This is a genomic window from Flavobacterium cupriresistens (genome assembly GCF_020911925.1).
Taxonomy (GTDB): Bacteria; Bacteroidota; Bacteroidia; order Flavobacteriales; family Flavobacteriaceae; genus Flavobacterium; species Flavobacterium cupriresistens.
In genome coordinates this window covers 4,210,841-4,229,650 of the sequence record NZ_CP087134.1, presented here as the reverse complement: position 1 = coordinate 4,229,650, position 18,810 = coordinate 4,210,841, and the positions used below count along the sequence as shown (strand labels likewise).

The 18,810-nt window shown below is 33.3% G+C and carries 17 protein-coding genes; 14 read left to right on the top strand and 3 right to left on the bottom strand.

Translation table 11 applies throughout. The features are described from left to right. Position 1: 1 nt before the first annotated feature. From LNP23_RS17480 to LNP23_RS17455, 6 genes are all read left to right on the top strand, one after another. Entirely contained in the window at positions 2-1,972 is a 1,971-nt protein-coding gene (locus LNP23_RS17480) for a tetratricopeptide repeat-containing sensor histidine kinase (protein WP_230002180.1), read from the top strand. Between the two features lie 414 nt (positions 1,973-2,386). Next, positions 2,387-3,184: a hypothetical protein gene (locus LNP23_RS17475; RefSeq protein WP_230002179.1), complete on the top strand. Its 798-nt coding sequence runs from the start codon at positions 2,387-2,389 to the stop codon at positions 3,182-3,184. Positions 3,185-3,769: 585 nt separating this feature from the next. Next, a complete protein-coding gene (locus LNP23_RS17470) occupies positions 3,770-4,519 on the top strand; it encodes a DUF1223 domain-containing protein (protein ID WP_230002178.1) in 750 nt (249 codons plus the stop codon). 101 nt (positions 4,520-4,620) lie between these two features. Next, the gene (locus LNP23_RS17465) at positions 4,621-5,043 is read left to right on the top strand and encodes a DUF1801 domain-containing protein (RefSeq protein ID WP_230002177.1); all 423 of its coding nucleotides are present in this window, start codon (positions 4,621-4,623) and stop codon (positions 5,041-5,043) included. Between the two features lie 269 nt (positions 5,044-5,312). Further along, positions 5,313-6,365 carry an META domain-containing protein gene (locus tag LNP23_RS17460; RefSeq protein WP_230002176.1) on the top strand — a complete coding sequence of 351 codons (1,053 nt, stop codon included), beginning with the start codon at positions 5,313-5,315 and terminating at the stop codon, positions 6,363-6,365. Between the two features lie 183 nt (positions 6,366-6,548). Continuing rightward, complete coding sequence (locus tag LNP23_RS17455) at positions 6,549-7,028, top strand: DUF1203 domain-containing protein (RefSeq protein ID WP_230002175.1); 480 nt, start codon at positions 6,549-6,551, stop codon at positions 7,026-7,028. 74 nt (positions 7,029-7,102) lie between these two features. Here LNP23_RS17455 and LNP23_RS17450 read toward each other — a convergent pair whose 3' ends face one another. After that, on the bottom strand, positions 7,103-8,710 hold the full coding sequence (locus tag LNP23_RS17450; protein ID WP_230002174.1) for a class I SAM-dependent methyltransferase: 1,608 nt from the start codon (positions 8,708-8,710) through the stop codon (positions 7,103-7,105). A 456-nt stretch (positions 8,711-9,166) separates the two neighbouring features. On the opposite strand from LNP23_RS17450, the gene LNP23_RS17445 reads away from it, so the two are divergent. From LNP23_RS17445 to LNP23_RS17415, 8 genes are all read left to right on the top strand, one after another. Next, positions 9,167-10,123: a YheT family hydrolase gene (locus LNP23_RS17445; RefSeq protein ID WP_230002173.1), complete on the top strand. Its 957-nt coding sequence runs from the start codon at positions 9,167-9,169 to the stop codon at positions 10,121-10,123. Positions 10,124-10,507: 384 nt separating this feature from the next. After that, on the top strand, positions 10,508-10,741 hold the full coding sequence (locus tag LNP23_RS22995; RefSeq protein ID WP_428979165.1) for an alkaline phosphatase family protein: 234 nt from the start codon (positions 10,508-10,510) through the stop codon (positions 10,739-10,741). Further along, positions 10,738-12,057: an alkaline phosphatase family protein gene (locus tag LNP23_RS17440; RefSeq protein ID WP_230002172.1), complete on the top strand. Its 1,320-nt coding sequence runs from the start codon at positions 10,738-10,740 to the stop codon at positions 12,055-12,057. Before LNP23_RS22995 ends, LNP23_RS17440 begins: the two co-directional genes overlap by 4 nt. A gap of 356 nt (positions 12,058-12,413) precedes the next feature. Next, positions 12,414-12,872: an RNA methyltransferase gene (locus LNP23_RS17435; protein WP_047778108.1), complete on the top strand. Its 459-nt coding sequence runs from the start codon at positions 12,414-12,416 to the stop codon at positions 12,870-12,872. 1 nt (position 12,873) lies between these two features. Beyond that, entirely contained in the window at positions 12,874-13,821 is a 948-nt protein-coding gene (locus LNP23_RS17430; RefSeq protein WP_230002171.1) for a S8/S53 family peptidase, read from the top strand. 12 nt (positions 13,822-13,833) lie between these two features. Beyond that, positions 13,834-14,565 (top strand): S8 family serine peptidase, encoded by a 732-nt coding sequence (locus LNP23_RS17425; RefSeq protein WP_230002170.1) that lies wholly within the window; start codon positions 13,834-13,836, stop codon positions 14,563-14,565. 320 nt (positions 14,566-14,885) lie between these two features. Further along, the gene (locus LNP23_RS17420; RefSeq protein ID WP_230002169.1) at positions 14,886-15,683 is read left to right on the top strand and encodes an esterase/lipase family protein; all 798 of its coding nucleotides are present in this window, start codon (positions 14,886-14,888) and stop codon (positions 15,681-15,683) included. Positions 15,684-15,694: 11 nt separating this feature from the next. After that, entirely contained in the window at positions 15,695-16,669 is a 975-nt protein-coding gene (locus tag LNP23_RS17415) for a hypothetical protein (protein ID WP_230002168.1), read from the top strand. A gap of 170 nt (positions 16,670-16,839) precedes the next feature. Here LNP23_RS17415 and LNP23_RS17410 read toward each other — a convergent pair whose 3' ends face one another. Beyond that, positions 16,840-18,171, bottom strand: a complete 1,332-nt coding sequence (locus tag LNP23_RS17410; protein ID WP_230002167.1) for a S41 family peptidase — start codon at positions 18,169-18,171, stop codon at positions 16,840-16,842. Position 18,172: 1 nt separating this feature from the next. Then, complete coding sequence (locus tag LNP23_RS17405; RefSeq protein ID WP_230002166.1) at positions 18,173-18,613, bottom strand: MarR family winged helix-turn-helix transcriptional regulator; 441 nt, start codon at positions 18,611-18,613, stop codon at positions 18,173-18,175. Between the last annotated feature and the right edge of the window lie 197 nt (positions 18,614-18,810).

Here is an 18,810-nt window from a genome sequence, read left to right as displayed (position 1 = left end):
GTTGAGCTTTGAAAGTAGCCCAACGGATTTGTTTGATAAAAATTACGTTTGTAATCTCGAAAACAATAAAAAAGAGGCCTATTTAGATTATCGGGTTCTTGTCTTAAAAAAGAAAAAGAATGATTCGGCAGTAAGGGATGCTTATTTAGAAATTGCGTCAGAATATTATTATATTAATAAATCAAAAAAATCTTTAGAGGTTAGTTTGAAAGCTTTAGAATTATCAAAATTGGCTAGTGATAGTGTCAGAATGGCAAAGTCATCTTATTTTGTAGGAGATTGCTATGAAAATACACAAAAAGACAGTGCATACTACTATTATCTTAGAGCTGAAAAAATATACCATAAAATTCATGACAACGATAATGTTGCCAGAATGTTATTCAACAAAGGCTATGTTTTATTTTATGACGGTAATTATATAGAAAGTACTGTTGAAATTTCTAAAGCTTTACAATATTTAAAAAAATCCAAAGATTACGAACTGATTTACAGTTGTAATACTTTAATGGGGAATTGCCTGGAGAAACTTGTTAAGTACAATCAGGCTTTAAAATACCATCGCATGGCTTTGGAAGTAGTCGGTAAAATGAAAATTACAGACAAAGCTCATGTTAACAATTATAATGTAAGTTCTATTATTAACGTTTGTAATCTACATGATTTAGAAGGCGAATACGATAAGTCTATAAAAATGCTAACCCCATTAGTAACCGAAGACTTAAAGAAGAAATGGCCTAAATTGTATGCGAACGTTTTAAGCAATCTGGCTTATTCAAAAATGAAAAGCAAAGATTATAAGAATGTAAGTTCAATGCTTTTTGAATCCCTTAAAATAGTCGATAGTATAGGTTTAGAACCGGATATTCTATATAAAAAGATACGTATAGGAGAGTATTATTTGTCTCAAAAAGATACGGTACAATCTATTAAGATTCTGGTAGAAGCAAATCGACTGGCTGTTAAACTAAAAAGCAGTAATGAGATTCTGACCACTTTGAGATTACTTTACAAAATTGATAAAAAGAAAAACTTATACTATACAAATGAGTACATTAAATTAAGTGACAGCATTAATGCCATTCAGAAAAATGCACACGATAAGTACTCCAGAATCGAATATGAGACGTCAAGAATTGAAGACGAAAATAAGATTCTTACCAAGAGAAATTTTTACATCTTAATCACCTCCTTCGTATTAATTCTGGGACTATTAATAATTATCCTTTTTCGCTATTTGAAATATAAAAATCAGGAAATGCGATTCTTTAAAAAGGAGCAGTTGGCGAATGAAGTCATCTATCAATTATTGACCGATCAGCAGGAAAAAATTAATACAGCACGTGAAGACGAAAAGACAAAAATAGCGAAAGAATTACACGATGGCATAATGAATAAAATTTATAGTGTCAGAATGAATTTGGGCTTTTTTAATTCACAGAACAATGCAGAAATTATAGAAAAACGACGTTATTACATTATTGAATTGCAAAATATCGAAAATGAAATACGCACGGTTTCACATGGCTTAAGTCACAGCTCGTTCTTGGAGCATAGTGATTTTAATATCTTGTTAATGGCTTTGATAGAAAATCAAAAGGAAATTACGGAAACCAAGTTCAATTATTTGGATAATGATGGGATCGAATGGAGAAGTATTCAGATTATTTACAAAATAAATTTGTACCGAATTATTCAGGAGGCTATTTTAAATGTCAATAAATATGCTAACGCAAAAAGTTGTGAAGTAAAAATCAGTAAAAAGAAAAATAATATTCTGAAACTGACTATTACAGATGATGGTGTTGGATTTGATGTTCGAAGTAGAAAAGCAGGCATTGGATTAAGTAATATGAGAGACCGAGTAAATTCTTTGAATGGGAAGTTTACCGTAATTTCAAAAACAAATGAAGGAACCAGAATCGAAGTTACGATCAACCTTCATACGCAAGGGCGACAGGGCTTATTCTAATTTTTAAATCCTGTTTAGTAAAATCCGGATGGAGCAAAGTCTGGTAAAACTCAATATTTTTACCTCAATGATTGAAGTGGTTTGGTATAATTCTTCCAAATCAAAAATTCCTATTTCCTTTTCTTTTAGTGTTGTTTCGGTATGGAAGCTCCATGTATTGTGATATTAGTTGTTTTATTTAGGAGTGTTGTTGCAAGTTTCTGAAGACCGTAATTATTAAGTCAAAAGCCCGTAATTTTTAGCCCTATATCTCTGTTATCTTAGTGTTAAATTGGTTGACTGAAATAATTAGAATAAACATTTGAAACTGAGGTTGATGGAATCAGGAGGGAATGAAATAGTAATAGGTTTCTTATTTTTTTTATCCTGTTTGCCATTTTTCAGTGAGATAATTTAATAATAAACAGAGACGCAATGCAACAAATCAATCAGATTACTACTAGAGAAAATTGGCATAGAGAGATAAGCAAGATTGCTTCTTATGAAGGAAGTGTTTCTGAAGTTTCTACGATAGATTGTATGATAATAAACGCTTCAGATCTTTCTTATTTTTATGAGTTAACAGCTGGAAATACGATAGCAGAATACACTGTGTTAATCGGTTTGTACAATATACTGCTTCAACATTATTTTGAGGATTGTAACAGGATAGCGGCAAATATAGACTTGGATTTTAAGACGGTATCGGTAGGTTACGAATTTGACAGTATTGCTCAAAAATCAATAAAAGAATTTCTCCAGGAAGTCAGAGAAGAAGTGCAGACGGTTTATAAATGTATTAGCTATTCCGAAGATGATTCCTTTTTTGCTGCTGATGTACGTAATGTGCCTTTTCATTTTAATTATGGAGCAGAGGAGACAGAAGGGGATTTAAATTATGGATTCTCATTTCAAATAGAAAAACTGGAGAATAAAGATTATGAAATTTTAGTTAGTCATTCTCCAAAATTTATAGACAGTGCCATTGTTTCTGATTTTTTAATGAATTTTAAAAATTGGTTAAAAAATTTAAAAGAGAATATTGATGCTCCGATTTCTAAAATTCCACTGCTTTCAGACAGAGAAAGAAAGTGGCTTACTTATAATTTTAATGCAGTGAATTTTAATAGTGAAATTGCTGGCTCTTTAGGCGAGACCATTGTTGAAAGAAAAATTAATATGATTCCAATGGAGATTGATGTTATTCATACACAAACTAGTTTCTTGTTTTGATTTTTCTTTTTGAGTAGCGTATTGTCAAAAATAATGCAATAAAAAGTTGAACACGAATTACACGAATTTTCACGAATTAATTGTTGAGATTCTTTGCGGGGAATTTTGCCACTGATTAAAGGATTTAAGCTACTTTGCAATTCGCAAATAACTTAGTGAAAATTCGTGTAATTCGGTATCAAGACATATTGTTTTGGAGGAACACGATCTCGCAAAGACGCCAAGCCGCTAAGTTTTTTTCCTATTTTTAAGCTGGACCTTTCTGTTTTCTACTTTCTCGCTTTGGATTTCTAAAAATAGTATAGAGTCTCAAAGTTTTTTCTGTTTTTTCATTAAAACTTTGCGATTTTGCGACTCTGCGAGATTTTTACTTCCCCACAACTTTCGAACTTGATCCGTAATTCGTGGCAAAAAAAAGACTAAACCTGTATTATTACTATGTGTAATAGCATTTTACTAAGTAGCAAGTTAATTGCTTATATTCGTGTTGAATATAAGAAGTGTGAAATATTTAGTATTAATGCAATCTGGCTGACAATTAGATTTTCATACTATAAGTACATTTGACTTATAAAATTGTACGTTATGAAAAAGATTTTTTATTTGTTTTTGGCGATAGCACTATTGATTTCGATGGGATTTTCTACGTTTAAAGAAAAAAAGGCAGAGGAGTCTAAGTCATTTGTTGTCTTAGAATTGTTTACCTCTCAGGGCTGCAGTAGCTGTCCGCCCGCCGACAGATTACTAGGGAAATATGCTGTGGCAAATAATCCCGATATGATGCTGTTGTCATTTCATGTAGATTATTGGAACTATATTGGATGGAAAGATCCGTTTAGCAAAAAAGAATTTTCAGAGAGACAAAGACAATACGCAGCAACATTAAATTCCTCAGTTTATACGCCGCAGTTGATCATCAACGGAAGTGAATCGGTTGTAGGCAGTCAGGAGAGTAGTATCACAAGCCTTGTTAAAAAAGCACGGGAACAGAAACCTTTGGCTGAATTGAATATTACAGCCGAAAAAAATCTTACGAATATACAGGTTCAATACGACTGTAAAGTGCTTTTGGTGAAATATAAAATTTGTTTTGCTTTAGTAAAAAAAGAGGAGTCCACTGCAATAAAAAGAGGAGAGAATTCAGGTTTGACACTCACCAATTACAATATAGTAACTGATTTTAAAACCGTTCCTTCTGATTCGAAATCAGGTAGCATAAATTTTGTTTTGAATGGCAATGCAGCTGCTTCCGAATACCAGATTATTGCGTTTGTTCAGGATGCGAAATCATTGAAGATACTTACTGCTGCAAAAACAGAAATTTTAATCCAATAATTTGGAGAGTAGGTATTAAATAATTTACAAGCTGATCCCACGTTTTGCAGATTGTATTAACTTGGAAGGAATAGTAAGAAACAACTAATTGTATATTTTATATGAACGTAGAAGAGCAAATCAAAGAATATATTGCCAGTCTGCCGGAACCAAAACGAAGTGAAGTACAAGAGTTACACCGGGCCACACTGGAGGTATTACCGGGATGTCGACTATGGTTTTTTGATGGTAAAAACAGTGAGAATAAAGTTGTAGCTAACCCTAATATCGGATATGGATTTTTCGTTATGGAATATGCTGATGGAAAAACTAAAGAGTGGTTTCAAATTGGGATCAGCGGAAATAAAACCGGAATTTCGGTGTACATTTTAGGCATTAAAGACAAAACCTATCTGGCAAAAACCTTTGGAGAAAAACTAGGCAAAGCAAGTGTGACGGGGTACTGCATTAAGTTCAAAACGCTGAAAGATATCGATCTTACTATTCTTCAGTCGGCTATACGATACGGAAGTCAGAACAGTTGATTTTGACGTGTCATTGGTGTCATCATTGCCAACTGTTTTTGGGTTGATGGGTAGCGAAAAATTTATTTTGCCCTGTATTCTGATAGTCAATCAATAAACGGGTTTGTTTACTTTTTATGAAAATTTTTTTAAGCTTATTTTTTGTAATGGCACGATTAATGCAAAGAAGCCATCGATATGCTTTTTAAAAGCAGATCGAGTTTAATCCCAATTATAGGTGGCAACAATATTTTTACACCTATAATTGAATATTTTATAATCAAATACTTATGAGTATTACAAAATTTGAAACGATGAAAAGATTTAAGAAGATGTACGTTTTTATGATGCTATTGCTAGTATCAGCATTTACCTATGGGCAGGAAACAATCAAGATGACTGTCAAAGAAAACAAAGTGCCTTGTCAGGGTGTAGCTCCGATGGAATGTTTAGAAGTGAAATATGATAATGGAAAGGATTGGGAGCTTTTTTATGATCATATCGAAGGCTTTAATTTCGAAAAGGGTAACCGATACGAAATTATAGTAATCAGAACAAAAAGACAAGGAATTGTGCCGGCAGATGCTTCTTCTTATCTTTATAAATTAAAAAGTATTGTTTCGACAAAACCGGTAACAAAGGCTAATGGGATTTACAATACCAAGATGATATTAACGCGTTTGAATGGTAAAACAATCAATTCAAAGAGTGTATATATGACCATTGACCCAACTACCGAGACGATTAGCGGGAAAAGCGGATGCAATAACTTTAATGCAAAATACAAAAAACTGAATTCTAAAAACGGGATTCAAATTAGTGCAGGGGCAGGAACTTTAATGGCTTGTAACGATGCTGCAATGAAAGTAGAGAGAGATTTTCTTGACGCTATAAAAGATAAAAAATACAAAATCGTTAAGAAGAAAAATGTTGTTCAGTTTAAGAACTCAAAAAATAAAACGATAATGGAATTTTCTATTCCTACTCAAAATGATCTTTGGAGTTATATTGGTAAAAATGACTGGAAACTAATTAGCCTTGAAAATGTTGGGCAAGATTATGGAAGAGCTTCAATTAAATTTAATATTGCCGAAAAGAAAGTAAATGGAAATAGCGGTTGTAATAATTTTTTCGGAAGTTATACTGCTAGCGGTGATAACTCTATTCAGTTTAGCAATATTGCATCTACCAGAATGGCTTGCCTAAATGAAGAAGCGAATAAAACAGAACAAAAAATACTGTCTTTTTTAAATGACAAAAAATTACGTTTTGACGTAGCTGATCAAACACTTAATTTCTATCTTGATAACAAGTTAGTAATGATGTTTGGTGTAGCAAAGTAAATAGATTCAAACCTAGAAATAACAATAAAACCCGGCAATTGTCGGGTTTTGTTGTTTATACTGGTGAAGTGTCAATGTATTCTTCGATGCGACAAGATTATTAGTTTATGAATTAGCAACTTTCGGATTTTGTGAGCAATAAAAGCAAACTAAATTTGGAGTAAACTTGTAAATTGAAACAAAATGAAAAATTTTAAAATTATACCTCTAACGACAGAATATGCAAATAAAATCAAGCAAACTTATAAAGATGATTTCGGTAACCAAGTATACGAAGAAGTAGCAACTGGGAAGGGCCCTTGCCGAATTTCATTACAACCATTTGATGTCGGGAATGATAGAAGATTGGTTTTGAAACACAGTCCGTTTCAGATTGACAATATTTTCAATCAGCCCGGCCCCATATTTATTCAAAAAGAGGAAGTAGAACCGTATGCTGATATTTATAATTTTCCTCCCGCTATAAAAGCAGATAAAGAAAATTTTCCATTGACATTAATAGGTTACAACAAAGGGCAAAAAATGATATATGCCAAGCTGGTTGGAAACGCCGATGTAGATGATTTAATTGCTGAAATTTTTGAAAGTAAAAAAGAAATTGAGTTTCTTCACGCCAGAAATTCAGAAGCTTGTTGTTTTATTTGCAAAATTGAACGATTATAAAATCAGTTGTAGTTGCAAACGATAATAGTATTGAAATGCCCCTAATACAAGCTTCTATTGTCTGATCAATAACATTAGTTTCCCTTTAGTAAATTGATACTCACTGTAGCGATATCAGCATCCGGAAAACGGCTAAAAATGGATTGATCCGGAAATAATCCTGCTTCAGCGGCAACGGCATTGAAGATATCGATTTCAACAATATATTGGTCGGAAAAACCATGAGTAGCATCATAAGCTGTTGCGGGCGTTTTTCCTAAATTTTGAGCGGTAAGTTTTGGATCTATGGTATGCAATTCAATCAAAAGCAGACCAAATTTACGAACGTAAGGCGACCATTTCTGTAAATGTTCCAACAGATTGTCTTCTATGTGGTTGTTGCTGATTCTTTTTCCATGATAAGCAAAAGCACCGGTAGATTTACTGATTCTGTCTGATTTAATGTGTTTCGGCTCTTCCCAAATTCGATTGTGATCCAAGAAAGTCCTCACGTTTAGCAATTCTTTCAGGTCGATATTGTAATGTTCTTTCAAGTCTTCGGCTAGCAAATCGGGACGCCCAATGTCTCCCCAAATGACCTTTGCCCAAATATCTGCTTTGATGAGATTGGCTCTGGTTACTTTCAGTGCCGCTTGGTTATAATCGGCACCAACCAGAAATAACGGATACTCATCAAGCATTTTCCCTCTTAAAGTTTGTCTGTCAATGACTTCAAAAATATGCTGTAAAAAAGCACCATTACCACAGCCCATATCCAGTATTCCTTTAGGTTGTTCTTCAATTGGCAGGTTAAAAAGCTTAACCAGAATCTCGTCTACAACTTTAAAATAAGTATCGTGAGCACCGCCGCTTCCCCATACATTCATTTCACGGTCAACATGTATTTCATTTTCACCCTCTGTTACCATTCTTAAAACGGTCGCGTCGCCAAAAATCAGTTCTTCAATTTTCGCAAAGGTCGGCAGATAAGAAACGGTAACCCCATAGGCACTGGCTCTTTTAGCATAAAACAAACCCACTTCGGTAAATTGATAATTGCCATTTTTCTCTAGGAACCATCCAAGATGCACAAAAAAGTCTAATATTTTTTTAAATTTTTCAGGAGATTTATGAAATTCCTCCGGCTTGAAGGAAGTCTCCATAAAATATTTATGAAACATGCCGCTCATTGCCAAACGGACAATGGTTGGTCCAATCAGATATCCTTCTATGTGTTTTAAGATTTGGTCTTGAATACTGTTTACAAGCGGATCTTCGCCCTGTTCAATCTCATAGTTTTGTTTGTATTTTTCAAAGATAATATTAAGTTTTTCAAACGGTTCATCCTCAAAGACACGCGGATGAAACTGGATCGAAAATTTTAGTAAATCAACCACATCTTCATACAGGTAAAACATCGAAAAGGCTGTTTCTGTCTTTTCATTTGTCAGGATCGTAATTTCCTGAGTGCTGTTATTCACTTCATAATCCAAAAAACCTTGGGAAGCCAAAATCCTCAAACCAACATTCAGATAGCCTTCATTTGCTTTAAAAACAGTTGTAAGCTGTACCAACTGTAGTTGCTTTTTGTCTAGGATAAAATCTAAAACTCCATTGTTTTTCAATGCTATTGCAACAGGGGCAACAGCCAGGCCGTCAAGATGTCTGAATATAGAACTACGGAGTTGTGATTTATCGGTCATAGTAAATGAATGAAGGTTTACTCAAAAATAGTGATTTTTTTGACTGAGGACATGGATTGTCGTAATTGATCCGACCAAATTTTTGTTTTTATTAAATTATAAAGTTGGATGTTTTGTTATGTAATTCATCTCTAGGTAATTAAAATGTATTGAGTTTAAAAACTATTTTATTGAATCGTCTATTTTGTGTTTTTTTGAATAGCTGTTGGTTTTAACCAACGGATTTAAAAGATATCGATGCAAGGCTTTAGCCAAAATTTTGCGGTTAAGGTTTTGGTTAAAGCCTATACAATCAATAATATCCGACCGTTGATTAAAACCGTGGACTATTCAAATGCTGATTGATTAATTTTAATAGAAAATATTTGAGTTTTAGTGAAATAAAAACGACAGTATCAAATGACATGTTGATTGATTTCTTAAATTTGTATCAAGCACCATAAAAACTTCTTTAGTATGCCAATTATTGAACAATCAGAATATAGTTTGCCTTTTATAATGTACCGTAACAGGCACATTTCTACTATTTATGCTGCTCTGTTTAAAAAATTTGATGTTCCGGGCTACACAAGAGAAAAACAGGAGTTAAATGACGGCGATTTCATCAATATTGATTTTATTCTAAAGGATTCTAAAAAAGCAGTTATTTTATGTCATGGTTTAGAAGGAGATTCGCGAAGAACGTACAATAACAGCTGTGCAGCTTATTTTCAGGAGAAAGATTTCTCCGTTTTCGCCTGGAACAATCGCACTTGCGGGGGTGAAATGAATCGGCTTCCGAGACTGTATCATCACGGTGCTGTGGATGATCTGGATGAAGTAGTACAGTTTGTTTTACGAAAAGGCTTTGAAGAGGTATATTTAATCGGATACTCAATGGGAGGGGTGCAGCTTTTGAATTATTTGGGCTGGATAAAAATGGATGAACGCATAAAAGCGGCAGTCTCCATTTCAGTTCCAACGCATATCGCAACTAGTGCAGCAGAACTCAAAAAAGGATTTAACAGAGTTTACTTAAAGAATTTTACAATAGATATTAAACGAAAGCTAAAGCACAAAGCAGCACAATTTCCGGATTTTATAAACCGTGATCAGATCGATAAAATTTCATCTTTTGACGAAGTTGATCATTATTTTACAGCACCGCTGCATGGTTTTGCAAGTCGGGACGATTATTACCAGCGTGTTTCTCCGGAATTTTCGCTTAAAAATATTACCACTCCGGTTCTCATTATTAATTCGCTTGACGATCCTTTTTTAGGAGAAAGATGTTATCCGAGAACAATAGCGGGTGACAGTGCTTATGTGTATCTGGAAACGCCAAAATATGGTGGACATTGCGCTTTTCCACTGCGTAATTCGATGTATTCCTATGCAGAGAAAAGAGCGTATGAGTTTTTTGAATCCTTTTAAGGCTTCATAGTTTTTTAAAGCTGGGATCAAGTCCAAAGGTTGTGGGTATGTAATAATCTCGCAAAGTCGCGAAGTCGCAAAGTTTCTTTTCCTCTTTTCTTCTTTTTTATCTTTAATCCTTTGCTCCTGAAAATTGCTTCTAGCAATCAGCAAAACAAATAAAACTTGGCGACTTCGCGACTTTGCGAGAGCCATTCCCAACCTCAAAGAATGAATTTTCATAAAAACCTAAAACTTTTGGACTGGATTCTGAATAGGAGCACAGTATTTATTGGTTTTTTTAACAGTTGTAAAATACGCTTCATAAACACGTAAAACTACGTGTACAACTTTGATTTTAATTATTTTAATTTACAGTTAAGTTGTAATGTAAAACAGTTAAAAATGGAAAACGAAAACCAATTTGACGGTCTGGATACTTTTGACCACATTGTCGTTCTGATGCTCGAAAATCGTTCTTTCGACAATCTTTTAGGCTTCCTCTATAAAATGATGAAGTACCAGCGAATAAGTCGTTTGAAGGGCTTTACAACCCCACAGTTGACTATGCGAACCCTATTCCTCCAAGAGTTACCAATAATTCAGGAGAGACGAGTATTTCCCCTTCACGCGCTATGAACTATTCGGTGCCTTATCCCGATCCGGGTGAAGAATATCCGCATGTAAATACACAACTTTTTAATACGATTGACCCGCTTTGCAATGTTGGTTTGCCGGAGTATAAAATGACACCACCTTACAACCTGCCTACTCCTGTACCCACACCCGGGGGGATGATCGGATTTGTTAACGATTATGAGAGTAATCTTAGAGCTACTTATGGTATTGATGACCCAAGTTACGAACAGTATGAGGTAATCATGCAGTGTTTTCAGCCGGACCAAATTCCGGCAATGGCTACTTTGGCTAAGGAATTTGCAGTTTTTGATCATTGGTATTGTGCGGTGCCCAGTCAAACCTATTGCAATCGGGCGTTTTGGCACGCAGCCAGTTCGGGGGGCAAAGTGGTTAATCCGCTTGAGGAAGACGGAACCGGTTTTCCCGGGATTGATGGCGATTTCAGCGATATGGATTCGTGGATAAAAGAGGTTTGGCCTCTTCCCACCATTTTTGACCGTATGAATGACAAGGATGTTTCATGGAAAGTTTATTCGCCTATTGCGCCTCTGAGCCTCACCAATATTGTCAATGGATTTGGAGACGGAAAAGACAAAACACACGGACATCTTGATTTTTTCTTTGATTTGAAATTTGGAAGTCTTCCGCAATATTCGTTCGTGGAGCCTCAATTTCTTGACAAACACAATGATCAACATCCGTCTGCAGTGAATCACAAATTAGCTACGGGAACTGTAAAATTAGGAGATGAACTGATTCGCGAAGTGTATAATGCCATCAAAAATAGTCCAAAGCGAGATAAAATACTTTTTATCATCACTCATGATGAACATGGTGGCTGTTTTGACCATGTATATCCGCCTGCAACAGTACCACCTGTTCCCGGTATGAAAGGACAGTGTGATTTCACTTTTGACCGTCTGGGCATTCGAGTTCCTATGATAATGGTATCCTCGTATATCCAACCAAATACGATTATCAACGGACAGTTTGAGCACACCTCATTCATAAAAACTGCTTGTCAGAAATGGGGACTGGATGCGTTAACCGACAGAGATAAAGATCCAAGTGTTTTGCCATTTACGGAGGTTTTTTCCAATCAAAAAAGAACAGATTGGCCCGATATTCCATCTCACATAAGTCTGGAAGAATTACTTCCTGAGCCCGATACAAGCAAAGATCCGTTAAACGGTTTACAAAAAGCAATGTTAACGAGTCTGCTGCATATTGAAAAGGTTAGAGCACTCGGCAATACTCAAAAAGAAGATATACAAACAATTGGTGATATGATGGAGTTTATTAAAAGGTTTTCATGATGTCAGGTGGATAGATTGACTTTGCTGTTATTTTATAATGCAATAAGTATTTTTCCTTTATTTACCGAGAATTTAAGAAGGAAGAGGGGTATAGAAATTTTAGATTTACGGCTTTTTATTTAGGCTAATATTTAGCAATTATTCATTTCTGGTTTACATCTTGTCAATCATAATTGACTCGGCCTTACCTGCAAAAAAAAGTTTCTAAACGAAAAGCCGCATCATTAACTTTCATTGGATTTATTTTCGCTAATAGATATCTCCTAAAATTGCAATACAGAATTACCAATACCGGATCTTCGTTTCAACTTAATAAAAAATTGATTTATCTACTTACAGTTTGTATTTTTGCCCTTATGAATGATAACTTTATAAATGAATATTTTGGGATAGGGATACAAAATGGTAAAACTCCTGAAAATTTAGGTGTTTTGTGGCGATCTGCTCAAAACTTAGGTGCTACTTTTATATTTACTATTGGGAATCGATATGCCAAACAAGCCTGCGACACTCACGATGCGGTAAAAGCAATTCCTTATTTTCATTATGATACTTTTGAAGCTTTTTTTGAAAATCTACCAAAAGGAGCGCGATTGGTTGGTGTTGAATTAGATGAAAATGCCTGCGATTTAGAAACCTTCGAACATCCAAGACGTTGTGTTTATTTATTAGGAGCTGAAGATCATGGCTTATCCAAAAAAGTAATGGATAAATGCCATTATTTAGTGAAATTTAAATCCGAAAAAAGTTTAAATGTGGCCGTGGCAGGAACTATTATTATGTACGACAGAAACTTGTCTAAACCGCGATCTTAAAATGAAATCACTTTATATCTTATCATTATTTATAGTAATCCTAATAGGATGTAAATCAACGAAGCATTCAAAAGTTACTACTCTAAAACCAGATACAGAAAAACAACTCGATATTCCAGATCAAAAAACATGGTATAAAAAGGATTTTCAAAAGGATAATATACCTGGAATTTCTTTGGATAAATGGTATGCACAAAATAAAAAGAAGCCAAAAAATAATAACATTATTGTTGCAGTTATTGATACCCAAATTGATTTAAAACATGAAGATTTACAAGGTGTAATCTGGACAAATGCAAAAGAGATTCCAGATAATGGTATCGATGATGATAACAACGGGTATATAGACGATTGCAACGGCTGGAGTTTTACAGGTACCAAAAGTGGAGGTTACGTGGTATGGAACCGATATGAATATGTACGTATAGTCAATGAATGGGAAACATTATTTAAGGATAAAAAAGAAACCCAAATCGAAACTAAAGATTTGTACAAGTTTAAAGTATACCAAAGAGCGTTAAAAACATTTGAGGAAAAAAATAAGTATTATAAAAACTGGCACAAGTCTTTAATACATGGTGTAGCAATTTATCCCTTGGTAAAAGATACTTTAAAACATTTTTTTCCTAAAGAGGATTATACTTATCAGCAATTGGACAGCATGTATAATAAATACAAAATTAATAATAAAAAATACCGCCAGAGACGAGATGATAATGACAAAGATCTTGGCGCACTTGTGTTTTTTATGATGAGTAATCTTGAAGTTAATCAAAAAACTTTTGATGATGTAAAAGATCAAGAAGTTCAATTAGATTCTGTAGTTAATAAAAATTTAAATTTAGCATACAATGAACGACTTCCTATTGGGGACAATCCAACGGTTTTAGAAAAAGGATACGGTAATAATAAGATCAGCAATACTATAAAGGGTGTAAGAACTATTTAGGATCATAATACGATGGTATCCGGTATTATTGCAGCAAATAGGAGTAATGCTATTGGCATAAAAGGAATTGCTGATGTGAAAATTATGCCTTTAAACATTTCCCCATCTGGTGATGAACATGACAAAGATATTACCATGGCAATCCGGTATGCTGTAGATAATGGAGCTAAAATAATTAACATGTCTTTTGGCAAGGAGTTTTCTATGCATAAAGATTGGGTAATAGATGCTTTTAAATATGCCCAGGATCATAATGTTCTTCTTGTGCATAGTTCTGGGAATGATAGCCAAAATTTAGATAATTTCCTTAACTACCCCAATGACCTTAATAATGATGATACCGTGGAGATCTATGACAATTTTATTAATGTAGGCTCAACGACTCAACAATTAGGGGATAAATTTGTATCTGATTTTTCAAATTATGGTAAGCAGAATGTAGACTTATTTGCACCTGGCGATGAAATTTACACCACCGGAGCAGGAAACATCTATAAATTTGAATCAGGGACTTCATTTGCAGCCCCGATGGTTTGTGGAACCGCTGCATTGATTTGGTCCTATTACCCTAAACTTACTGTAAAAGAGGTTAAACAAATTATTTTAGATTCAGGTACGGCATATGATATAAATGTTATTGTTCCGGGAACAAACGACAAAAAAGCACCATTCTCTGAGCTATCAAAAACAGGAAAAGTTCTAAATGTGTATAACGCGATGGAATTAGCTAAAAAAAGTAAGTAAATAAAGTAAATTTTGAATTAGATTTTTGAGCAAACTCTCGAGTTATTTAGCAGTAAATAAGAATTTTTAAAATAAAGAAAAGGGTATTTATACTTGTGCAGTATATGTAATTTATTTTTTACTTTTAAATATTTCCAAGCTATAAAATATATTCACTATAAATTCTCAGATAGTTGTTAAAACTCTATTGTTTTTATATTAATACTACAGGTTGAAAAACGCGTTTTTGAATATTTTTTTTTAATTTTCAATACTTTTCTAAACTTATATGAAATGAATTGAAAATCAGTAGCTTTTACTAATAACTTTAAAATTAGAAAATGTCAAATCATACTATTAGTATTGGAATTCAAAAACACGGATTAAATTCGCAAGGTTTTTTCAGTTATAGTGAGCCTAAAAATCTAATTGTGTTTATTCATGGTTTTGGTGGCACTTCTATAGGAACATGGAATAATTTCCCAACTTATATTACTTCAGAAGAAGAGTTTGCAAAATCTGATATTATTTTTTACGGATACGATACTTTTAAAGGACAAGCCGGTGATCATTCCGGAGAACTTTTCAAATTTTTAAATCTTGTCGAAAATCCAGTAGCCAACCATATTTTGCCCATTGCACAAGGATTGCCTGAAAGAAACTATAATGGGATTATTTTAGTGGCTCATTCTCTCGGAGCAATTTTGACAAGACAAGCTTTAATATTTGCGATCAATGAGAATAAGACATGGGCTGATAAAGTTACTTTAGCATTGTTTGCACCGGCTCATCATGGAGCAAACATTATTAACTTGGCAATGCAAGCTTTACCTGGTTTAACCGGATTACTTGGGATTTTTGCTAAACTAAGATATCCAATTCTTAATGATTTAGATAATACTGAGGAAGGTATTATACATTACATAAAGGAACGGACTCACGAATTTCAAAATCAAAATAAAGGCGATTGTACTAAAGCAAAATTAGTTGTCTATGCTAAGGGAGATAAAGTAGTCAGAAATATTCCTTATCTAAATGATATAGCTCCGATTGTTTTAGCAGAGACAAGTCATGTCTCTGTTTGTAAACCCAAAAGTGGTTTTATAGAACCATTGGACTTGCTTAAGTCTATCATCTAAACTAAGGATTTATGGAAAATACAGACAGAAATTACGATTCTTTAAAGGCCGAATTTTATGAAAAGAAGATGCCGTCGCAAGGATTTGAATTGATAAATCAGTTAATTCTAGAAAATAGAAAGATTGACTTATATGCTTTACTGGATGATCATAAAAAAAGAAGTTATTACGGACTTGAACTTCAACAACGATTTTGGACGGATGAGTTAATAGGGTATTATAACTTTTTATTAATTGCCGTATTCGCTGGATTTATACCTCGAAAATTCAATAATGACCTAAGACAAGAAATTAATAAAATAATGTCTTATGAAGCTGTAGTGGAGTACTACAGAATAAACTATCCTTATAAATTAGCTGGATATACTTGCGAATTTTCGTTAAATGAAATGGAATATAATGGAGAAACAAACGAGGAAAGTTTGCGAATTTTTAATGAATATATCAGTTTAAACAGATTCTTAAAAAATGATGATGATGTTGACGTTTTTTTGGCAATGCTAGATTACGTTAGTTATGGTGAATACGATATTTCGGATGTTATTAAAAGTTTAAAATCATTCGAAAAATTAAGTCAAATAATTACATCAAAGGATAAATCCGCTTTAGCACAAGGCGTTTGGGGTTTTATTAAATATACCTCTTTTATAAGTCAGTTAAGGACATTAATGGAAAGCGCTGACGACTTTCCTATTCTTCAATCTGCCATTTGGTTGTATCATGAATATTATTTTAACCGATTACAAATGAAAATGAAGTCTTTCTTTGATATTGCGTTCTTTAATCTTGAAAAAACGATGAACAACGAATTGCTTTTTAAAGAAATGGTCGAAGGGCTATACAATCAAAATGTACCTGAAGATTTTAATTATAAAGAATTAATGGAATTTTCAATAAAAGAAATAAGTGACGCTAAAGATGACATTAGTTATATTTTAAATGAAAATTGGAGTTTAGCGATGGAAGACTATTTTAAAGAATCTTAAAGATTATTGTTTCGTTGTTCAATATTTGTTGCATGAAGTTATCGCAAATTTTAGACAATGCTATAGTGTTATCTTGTGCAATTTTTGATATAAATAATACTACTAACAATAAACGTCTTATAAAATTAAGAGGCTTATTATTAGTACTTATAGCATTAAGGTCACCGACATTATTCTTTTAAATACATTCGCTCATGTCCATCTTGGTAAATTCTTTTAATTCCAGAGATGGAATTTTTTTCTAAAATTATTTTTATACGAAATTCATCTATCCCATTTATCAGAAACAGATTTTGTTCTAAAGGGGTAAGCAAAAAGCTAACCGTATTATTCCATTTATAATACAAATTGGAATTCTCATAGACCAGTTCACTTTTCCCATATTTTCCTTGATATGATTTTAGAATTTCGGAATCTATAATCGCTGGTTTTTGTCTGTTTTTAACAACCGGAATAATCCAATCAATAGGGTGCAATGAATCTTTATTTTTTGATGATAATTTTTGTAAGGCTAAAAGATGAGCTACATTCACAGCATCTTCACTTTTACATAGTACATCCGGAGTGACGCCGCGACCCTCAAAATCTGTTTTTGTAATAGGGTCTGTTACTTCTCCAAAAGGTATGTTTACAGAAAAGCCGTTCGTGATTATTTTTCGATCAATCGGATGGGCGCCACCAGCTGTCTGCTCCCCAACAATAGTGACACGTTTTAGGTTTTGAAGAGAATAACTCATCCATTCAGCAGCGGAAAAAGTTACGCCACTTGTCAAAATATAAATGTCAATTTCATCTAATCGTTTGCCGGGAACAGAAGGCAACAACCACATTTCTCGATCTATTTTTTTTCTCCCACTTTCGTAATAATAATATTTATAGAGCGGTAAATCTTTATTGTAAAACAAATAACTGCTGATAAATTGCCCCATCTCCATTGCTCCACCATTATTTTTACGCAAATCTATAATTAAAGCATCAGTGTTGCTTAAAAACTGTAACGCGGTTGTTGCAACTTCACTTGCTTCGACCGGATCGTGAAAATAGGTAAATTCCAGATAGCCCACATTTCCTTCCAATATTCGTGTTTGTTGAAAACCAAAATTCTTTTTTTTCGCCTCTGTTAGTTCTTGAGCTTTAATTTTTTTTCGTAAAAGATCATCTTTGCTTTTCAATTGATCATTTATCCATTGTGGATCATAAATTACATTAAAATGCAAATCTTTGCTAATATCTACAATATCTGTTGTGAGCATGGAGGCAAATTCTTTTGGATCAGAACTTTTATTATACTTGCCTTTTTTATAGTTTTCACTCAACTTTGTTTTTATATTTTGTACCGCGTTGGGGCGTATATAAAATTCTATAAGCTTTTTGTTTAGCGAGTCTAAAATATCTTTTTTTTCTAATTCAGTAAGATTGACTTCTGTTCTTGTCGCTATTGTTTTTTGCGAATAAAAAGAAGTTGTTAAAGCTAATAGCAATAAAGTGATGATACGTTTCATTTTAGCTGGTTTTACAATTGGAGATTATTTTATTGAGGATTTTGTCAAGGAATTCAATTTCATTAGTAGTTAATCCATTTAGAGCAGTTTCTCTATTATTTGTTATTACAGGTGATAATAGCTCTATGGTATTTTGTCCTTTTTCAGTTATTTTGAGATTAAATTTCCTTCTGTCAAATTCATTTATTTCCCTTTTTAGATAGTGTTTTTTCACCATTAATTCAATTATTCTTGTAATGGAAGCATTGTCTTTAAAAATAAGATTAGCGATTTCTTTTTGAGAATAATCAGAGTTTTTATTGAGGATTATTAGCACTAAACATTGATCAACAGTTATATCGGTTACAATTTTGCTGATGTTTTTTTGCGAAATTTTTCTGTATTCTTTTATGGCTTGTTCCAGCGAATAAAGTACTGTTCCTGTTGGGGTATTGTTTTTCATCTTTATTTTATTTGATACAAATATAATTGATATATCAATTAAATAAACATAATTTTAAAATTTATTTTGCATTTGATTTTTTGGGGAGTTAGAAAAGCAGTATTTTAAAGGAATATTTGGGTTGATTTTATGTTCTAAATTCAGTTCAACACACTGCTGGCCAATGAAGTATTTTTTAATTGTCAATGACTCTTCTC